The 4,129-nt window shown below is 40.9% G+C and carries 4 protein-coding genes, 1 tRNA gene and 1 other RNA gene; 1 reads left to right on the top strand and 5 read right to left on the bottom strand.

What is annotated here, in order from left to right; all coding sequences use genetic code 11:
* Window positions 1–565 precede the first annotated feature (565 nt).
* The 4 genes from FTU83_RS16795 to coaD all read right to left on the bottom strand — a co-directional run bounded on the left by FTU83_RS16795 (window position 566) and on the right by coaD (window position 1,878).
* Window positions 566–642, bottom strand: a tRNA-Met gene (locus FTU83_RS16795).
* A gap of 73 nt (window positions 643–715) precedes the next feature.
* Window positions 716–1,095, bottom strand: an RNA gene (gene rnpB, locus FTU83_RS16800) — RNase P RNA component class A.
* A gap of 26 nt (window positions 1,096–1,121) precedes the next feature.
* Window positions 1,122–1,385 (bottom strand): YfhL family 4Fe-4S dicluster ferredoxin, encoded by a 264-nt coding sequence (locus FTU83_RS16805; RefSeq protein WP_078191349.1) that lies wholly within the window; start codon window positions 1,383–1,385, stop codon window positions 1,122–1,124.
* 1 nt (window position 1,386) lies between these two features.
* The gene (coaD, locus tag FTU83_RS16810; RefSeq protein ID WP_078191350.1) at window positions 1,387–1,878 is read right to left on the bottom strand and encodes a pantetheine-phosphate adenylyltransferase; all 492 of its coding nucleotides are present in this window, start codon (window positions 1,876–1,878) and stop codon (window positions 1,387–1,389) included.
* 137 nt (window positions 1,879–2,015) lie between these two features.
* Here coaD and smpB point away from each other — a divergent pair, with 137 nt between their 5' ends.
* The gene (gene smpB, locus FTU83_RS16815) at window positions 2,016–2,489 is read left to right on the top strand and encodes an SsrA-binding protein SmpB (protein WP_078191351.1); all 474 of its coding nucleotides are present in this window, start codon (window positions 2,016–2,018) and stop codon (window positions 2,487–2,489) included.
* 53 nt (window positions 2,490–2,542) lie between these two features.
* On the opposite strand, the gene FTU83_RS16820 is transcribed toward smpB, so the two are convergent.
* Window positions 2,543–3,892 carry a hypothetical protein gene (locus tag FTU83_RS16820; RefSeq protein ID WP_373683985.1) on the bottom strand — a complete coding sequence of 450 codons (1,350 nt, stop codon included), beginning with the start codon at window positions 3,890–3,892 and terminating at the stop codon, window positions 2,543–2,545.
* Window positions 3,893–4,129: the final 237 nt, after the last annotated feature.

Raw genomic sequence — 4,129 nt, forward strand, 5'->3', positions numbered from 1 at the left:
AGCAAGTAACTTGGACCAGTGTTGATCATTTAGCATTGTTCGAGGCATAGCGAGTGTAAAATTGGGTTTGGCGATTTAATTTTACTATCTCGCTATTTTTTTAATCAACAAATGTCAACAGACCCTATTTAAGATCTGATGTTACGCCCTTAAAATAATGACATATTTTAAAAATGATTTTTAAGCCTATTCGACGGAGTCTTACATAGGGTTTAAATAAAGGGATTAGCCTTCAGCTGGAGGTACTCTTACGAAACGTTGTTTCTCATTCGGCAAAATGAGAAGCGTGCTTCGCAAGGAAACCATCATGCGGTGCAATGCACCTCACCGACAAAACTCGTTCACTAGCGTCAAATTATTCAAAGTATCGCAAAAACATTTTTGAATAGATATAGTCTTATCTCAAACACTTGCGGATGACCTTACCGCGTATCGTTCTTTTATTTGAATCAAATAGCGCTTCTGATATTACTGCTTAACATCATTTATGATGATAAAACTTTCGATTTTAAAACATCAAAACAAAAAAAAAGACCACTCAATCGGAGTGGTCTTTTTTTGAATATGGTGGCTATGACGAGACTTGAACTTGTGACCCCCGCATTATGAGTGCGGTGCTCTAACCAACTGAGCTACATAGCCTTAAACTGTGCGCGCATTATGGAGGTATATTTAAATATCGTCAAGCCCATAATGCGCGTATTTGATCAAAATTTGTTGAAGTGAACCGATAAGCCGGGTTCTGTCGAGGACGATCATTCCTCTAGGCGTACAATCACTCATACGCTCAAGCGACCTACCCGGATCCAGCATGGGCCATGCCTAAAGGATCCCTATTTGGTCTTGCTTCCGGTGGGGTTTACCATGCCGTGAACTGTTACCAGACACGCGGTGCGCTCTTACCGCACCCTTTCACCCTTACCTCCGATTTCGATTGCTCGAAACCATAATGAAGGCGGTCTACTCTCTGCTGCACTTTCCGTCGGCTCACACCGCCCAGGCGTTACCTGGCACCTTGCCCTATGAAGCCCGGACTTTCCTCCCCTGCTTTAGTCACGGAGACCTATACACAGCAGCGATCGTCTGGTTCACTTCGGGGCGCATTCTAACAAATCTGACAACTAATTGCTTGATGTTTTTTGAGCAGTTAGTTTTTCGTACTTTTGTTGAAGCTGTTCCTGAGTTTCAGGATGTGCCGGATCCAATGGAATACAATCCACCGGACAGAACAACTGACATTGCGGTTTATCGTGATGCCCAACGCATTCCGTACACAAATCAGGGTTAATCTCATAAATGAGTTCCCCCATGAAAATCGCCTCATTGGGGCATACAGGTTCACAGACATCGCAGTTGATGCATTCATCAGTGATATATAAAGACACTCTACCAACCTTGCTGTTGTTTACGCTTAAAGGCTTCCACGACAGCTTGTGGTACAAACTGAGTGACATCACCATTTAAACGTGCAATTTCACGCACGAGCGTAGATGAAATAAACGAATATTGCTCTGATGGGGTTAAGAATACCGCTTCAAATTTACTGTCCAAACGGCGATTCATATTTGCCAATTGGAATTCATATTCAAAATCTGAAACTGCACGTAAACCACGTAATACGGCTGTTGCTTTTTGCTCGTTAAAGAAATTGACCAACAGCCCATCAAAACCTACAAACTCAACATTTGACAAATGACTTAAAGACTCTTGCGCTAGTGCAACACGCTCTTCCAGACTAAACACAGGGTTTTTGTGATGTCCAATTGCAATTGCCACGACAACTTCGTCAAACATGCGTGATGCACGTGTCACTAAGTCGATATGACCATTAGTAATTGGATCGAATGTGCCCGGATAAATTACACGAGTTTTAGACATCCAGTTGTACTCTGTTATTTTGTAGATGGGTATTTTAACAAAATCTTGATTTATAGGTGAAGTCAGCTTGTAAATTTAAAAACTTCATCTTATTCAAAGTTCGGGTACAATAGTGCTAAGTTTGGAAGTTTTTGATTATGACGAAAGCAGTAGTTAAAAAAAATAGTAGCAGTACGATTGCCCTCAATAAACGTGCGCGTCACGATTATTTCATTGAAGAAAAATTTGAAGCGGGTCTTTCATTACAAGGCTGGGAAGTCAAATCAATGCGCGCGGGTCGTATGACCATCGTAGAAAGCTATATTACGTTTAAAAATGGCGAAGCATTTTTATTCGGCGCTCAAGTGCAACCTTTACTGAGTGCTTCGACGCATGTGGTGCCTGAAGCGACACGTACTCGTAAATTATTGCTGAACCGCCGTGAAATTGAAAAACTACAAGGTGCGATTAACCAAAAAGGTTATTCATGTGTGCCTTTGGCATGTTACTGGAAAGGTCCTCATGCCAAGCTTGAAATTGCCCTAGTAAAAGGTAAGCAACTTCACGACAAGCGTGCAACGGAAAAAGACCGTGATTGGCAGCGCGATAAAGCCCGTATTTTTCATAAATAAGTTGTATAAAAAAACCTCCATTTTGGAGGTTTTTTTATTTTTAAATTGCAGATTTAGCAGAATTTCAACCCACCAAAACAGTTGGTCCGAACTTCCTGATTCCCCAAGACCTGATTTTTTAAAGTTAAATTGGCCGCACCGGCATTGCTGAGGTTAATTGAACCGACATTTTTATAAATCGGTAGACCAAATGCTGCACCAACAGCAGAACCTAACGGAATATAAATCGGTTCATTGGTTAAAATTTGCGATACTTTTTGTGCAACTTGTGGCAAGACGCCTGAAATATCTACTTCAGATGTTGGATTTAATTTGCCAATATTAATCGGGTCTTTAAATGACATCCACCAACCTGTACGTGCAATATCATCTGCATTGGCATCTGGCCAACTGATATCTTGAGATTGAAGCGATAAATAACCTGCTGTGCCATTTAATGGAATGTTATGAATCATATCTAAGGCTTGCTCAAAGGTAATGTTCATTTTCAAACCATCAATTGATGAGCCCGAATCCATAAAGAACTGCGCCCCTTCTACCCATAACAAATTACGGTCAAGTTTGACCTGCAAACTACCACTATCACGGTTGAGTTGAATCGACGGTACAGTCGCACTGATATTTTTGGCAACGGCTTGAGTTTGTCGTTTTCCGTTGATGGTAATTTCAGGGACGGTAAATGGCACATTCATTGAAGGAATTTTTAAACCCTTACTATTTTCAGGTTGGCTGACAAAGCTACGATCATTGTTCCAAATCGTATTAATCACCAAATTCCCCGATAAAGTCTCGCTACTGCTATCCCCAAAGATCGCTGCTTGGGTCTTTGCTGTCCCTGTAGTCGGTGCAATTTTCATATAACCGCTCAGTGACTTAATCCCGTCTGTCGGCGCACCCGTGTTTTGAATACCAGTGGTCAGTAAACCTGTAATTGATTCAGCACTGACACGGAAGCCTTTAACTTCTCGTAAAGCGGCTTGTTTTGGGTTTTTAATTGCAAATTCAATAAACGGATTTTTCAGTTCGGCACTTGTCGACGCTCGATCACCATTAAAGACGGGATTACCATTGGCATCGGTTGAAGTAGCATTACCACTCAGCGCTAGATGACGAATATCAATATCACAGCCATTTGACCCGTTTACCCCACCACAGCCGAGTTGCAAACTTTTGACATTGACGTTCAGATCCATAACCGCATCTAAACTGAGTTTGTAGAAACCAATATTTTCATCGACCATTTGTTGGTTGACTAAAACAGGATCGGTATAGGACATATTCATCAATGCAGCACCATTGATGGCAGATAATTCTTCATCGGCTAATCCCACCAAGCCTTCTGCTGCAAAAACAACGTCAGAAACACATAAGGTCAATGCCATTGCGACTATTGTTTTTTTCACGATTATTTAATCCTTTTTAATATTCCTCACTCATCCCGAGTGAAATTTATGAGAAGATTAAATCAATAGCGTTGGCGTAAATGAATAGCAATTTGTGACACACATCACAACTATAGCCAAATCCTAAAAACTATAGAACAATAGAGATATGGGATATTCAAAAGATTTTAAAGACAAAGTCATAGAAATTATGATTCGAGATGAAATGTCTGTGCGAAAAGCAGCACAGCATTTTAA

It is taken from the genome of Acinetobacter sp. YH12152, from assembly GCF_013418285.1.
GTDB lineage: Bacteria > Pseudomonadota > Gammaproteobacteria > Pseudomonadales > Moraxellaceae > Acinetobacter > Acinetobacter amyesii.